1 protein-coding gene is annotated in these 629 nt (G+C 45.2%); it reads right to left on the minus strand.

Annotated elements, in window-relative coordinates; all coding sequences use genetic code 11:
* Positions 1-57 precede the first annotated feature (57 nt).
* On the minus strand, positions 58-629 hold a 572-nt coding region (locus A3766_RS06580; RefSeq protein ID WP_068641958.1), incomplete at its 5' end, for a riboflavin synthase.

Here is a 629-nt window from a genome sequence, read left to right on the forward strand (position 1 = left end):
AAAGGCAGCGATATCGAAGGTGAAACGCTGCCTATTATTTAATACAGTGTAAAAGGTTTATCTTAAAAAACCATTTTGTGCCAGAAAGGCCTTATCCAAGTTGCCTTCCGTTTTCTGTTCAGTGACATCAGAAGAGCCTACCTGTAATAGGCGCTCAGCATAACGAGCCATCAAATCAACCTCTATATGAACTGATTGGCCAACCTGATAAGCGTCGATAGTCGTTTCGCCTGCCGTGNGTGGCACAATATTCAGCGAAAAGCCTTCTGCTAACAGCCCGGTTACCGTGAGGCTAACCCCATCAACCGTTACCGAGCCTTTGTTTGCAATATAGCGGCGAATTTCTTCTGGACTACGAATATCAAAACGAATCGAGCGTCCATCCTGCTTTCTGGCAAGCACTTGACCCACACCATCAACATGACCACTTACCAAATGGCCACCTAAACGTGTCGATAAAGTCAGCGCTTTCTCTAAATTAACCTTCGTACCCGCTTGAAACTCTTTGAGATTAGTATGCACCAAGGACTCTGCCGATACGTCTGCAGTAAACCCTTTTGAGTTCAAAGTTACTACCGTTAAGCATACGCCATTTACCGCAATACTATCGCCTAGCTTTACGTCCGACA

It is taken from the genome of Oleiphilus sp. HI0132, from assembly GCF_001635845.1.